At 69.2% G+C, this 2,262-nt stretch carries 3 protein-coding genes and 1 pseudogene; all 4 read right to left on the bottom strand.

The genetic code is table 11. The features are described 5' to 3' along the window. Positions 1–430: pseudogene (locus G3N92_RS33215) on the bottom strand (hypothetical protein); the annotation flags it as partial. A gap of 16 nt (positions 431–446) precedes the next feature. Then, positions 447–710, bottom strand: a complete 264-nt coding sequence (gene sctS / locus G3N92_RS33210; protein ID WP_206131741.1) for a type III secretion system export apparatus subunit SctS — start codon at positions 708–710, stop codon at positions 447–449. A 9-nt stretch (positions 711–719) separates the two neighbouring features. Further along, the gene (gene sctR, locus G3N92_RS33205; RefSeq protein WP_206131740.1) at positions 720–1,370 is read right to left on the bottom strand and encodes a type III secretion system export apparatus subunit SctR; all 651 of its coding nucleotides are present in this window, start codon (positions 1,368–1,370) and stop codon (positions 720–722) included. Then, the coding region (sctQ, locus tag G3N92_RS33200) for a type III secretion system cytoplasmic ring protein SctQ (RefSeq protein WP_206131739.1) at positions 1,354–2,262 on the bottom strand (909 nt) is incomplete at its 5' end. The genes sctQ and sctR, both read right to left, overlap by 17 nt.

Below are 2,262 nucleotides of genomic sequence, written 5' to 3'. Positions count from 1 at the left end.
CCGCCTGCGCGTCGGCACCGGCGCCGCCGGCCTTGCTGGCTTCCACCGGCGTGTCGTCCTGTTCCTGCTCGCGCCCGCGTCCGCCGCCACCGCCGCGGCCGCCGTTCAGCGCGTCTATGTCGTCCTGCTTGAACGACGCATCGCCGTCGTCGTCGCCGCCCGCGCCGCCCACGTTGTTGCGCTTGGCGCGCGCCACGTTGGCGCGCTTGCGGTTGCGCGCGAGGCTCGCGAACTTGCGCTGCGCGGCCTGGTTGCTGTTCTGCGCCTGATTCGTGTTGGTGAACAGCGTGCCGTTGTAGGTGGTGGCTTTCTGCGCCTGCCGCGTGCCTTCCTTGGCGGCGGCGTTCTGCTGCGCGTCGCCGGCGCGTCGGGCCTGATCGGCGGCGGCGGTGGTTTGCGGGCGGACGGTGGGCGTGCGGTTGATGGCCATCGAGGCAGTCTCCCGGTCAGAGCGGCACGGCGGTGCGCATCATCTGGTTCGCGAAATGCAGCACGGCGGCGCAGCACACCGGCGCGGCGATGATGATCGTGATGGTCACGGCGATCAGCTTGATGACCTGCGGCAGCGTCTGGTCCTGCAGCGACGTGATCGCCTGCACGAACGACACGCCCAGCCCCACCACGGCGGCGACGATCACGGGCGGCAGCGACACGGTCAGGCACAGCAGCATGCCCTGCGTGGTGAAACGGATCAGCGAATCGACATCCATCGTCGCTCCTTACTTGTAGGTCATCACGAGGCCGTGGATCAGCGTCGACCAGCCGTCCATCACCACGAACAGCAACAGCTTGAACGGAATCGCGACGTTGGTCGGCGTGACCTGGTTCAGGCCGAGCGCGAGCAGCACGTTGGCGATGATCAGGTCCACCACGATGAACGCGATGTAGAGCAGGAAGCCGATCTTGAACGCGTCGGTCAGCTCGGACAGCGTGAACGACGGCGCCAGCACGATCAGGTCGTGCTCGGTCAACTGCTGCGCCTGCTCCTTGGGCCACACCACGGCGGCCGAGCGCAGGAAGAAGCGCTTCTCGCGTTCAGCGGTGTGCTTTTCGAGGAACGCGCGGAACGGCTCGCGCGCCGCGCCGAACGCCTGGATCAGCGCCTGCGACGGCTGCGACGACAACTGCTGGCCTTCCAGCGCCTTCGACGCCTGCATGCCGATCGGCGCCATCACGTAGATCGACACCAGGATCGCGATGCCGTTCAGCACCATGTTGGGCGGCACCTGCTGCACGCCGAGCGCGTTGCGCAGCAGGCCGAGCACCACGACGATCTTGGCGTAGGAGGTGACCACCATCGCCACGAAGGGCAGCAGGCTGATCGCGATGACGACCAGCAGCAGCCCGGTAATGTCACTGAACTGAACCATGCCGATGCGCCATCCTGATGATTCGTACGCCGAGATGCTCGCCAACCGTCACGAGCTCGCCAAAACCTACCGTTTGCCCATGCACCACCAGCCGCAACTGCGCATCGGCGGCCGGCACCGGCAGCTCGACGACGTAGCCCGGGCCGAGCGCCGAAAGCTGGTCGAGCGGCAGCGCGACCGTGTCGATCTCGAACTGCACGGGCAGCTCGATGTTGCCGACCACGATCGGTTCGTCGGGGCGATCCGTCGCGAGGCCGGTATCGGCACGGGTCGAATCGAGTTCGTCGGACATGGTCCACTCCTGGGTAAGGGTAAGCGTCCGGCCGTCGAGCGAGGCGCCGGCGTGCGCGCGCACGTGGCCGCGCGCGCCCCACGCGGCCACGACGCGCGGCGCGCCGCCGCCGTGCAGCGCAGCCGCATCGAAGGTCGGAAACAGGCAGCGCAGCAGCACGTCGCCGGGTTCGAGCGCGGACAGCGTCTCGACCGCGAAGTGGCGGGCGCCGACGATGACGCTGCCGGGCAGGTTCAAGGTTGGAAACGCGCCGCGCCAGGCGTCGCCCGCGGTGCGGGCGATCAGCGCGTCGAGCGGGCCGAGCACGGCGCTGGTGGCCGCCACGGTGCAATCGATGCGGGTTTCGCCGAACGCCACCGACAGCGCCATCGGCGGCAGGTCGGGCTTGGCGTCGGCGAGGCAATCGGCCAGCGGGCGGCGCATCACGGACACCACGCGCGGCGTGTCGAAGCCCAGTTGCGCGAGCGCGGCGGCGAGCGGTTCGAGCAGCACGCCGGCCACCGTCTGGCGCAGCGCCAGCTCCGCGCCGCTGGGCGACAGCATGGCCGGCGCGCCGAGATCGGAAGCGCGTCGTGGAGGGAAAGAGGGTTGGTGGCAGTG

It is taken from the genome of Burkholderia sp. Ac-20379, assembly GCF_017104645.1.
GTDB lineage: Bacteria > Pseudomonadota > Gammaproteobacteria > Burkholderiales > Burkholderiaceae > Burkholderia.
The sequence above is the reverse complement of the archived record's forward strand: the minus strand, read 5'-3'. Positions and strand labels throughout refer to the sequence as shown.

Coding starts and splice junctions, on each gene's coding strand:
- sctS (WP_206131741.1), bottom strand. CDS start 710: ATGGATGTCGATTCGCTGATCCGTTTCACCACGCAGGGCATGCTGCTG.
- sctR (WP_206131740.1), bottom strand. CDS start 1,370: ATGGTTCAGTTCAGTGACATTACCGGGCTGCTGCTGGTCGTCATCGCG.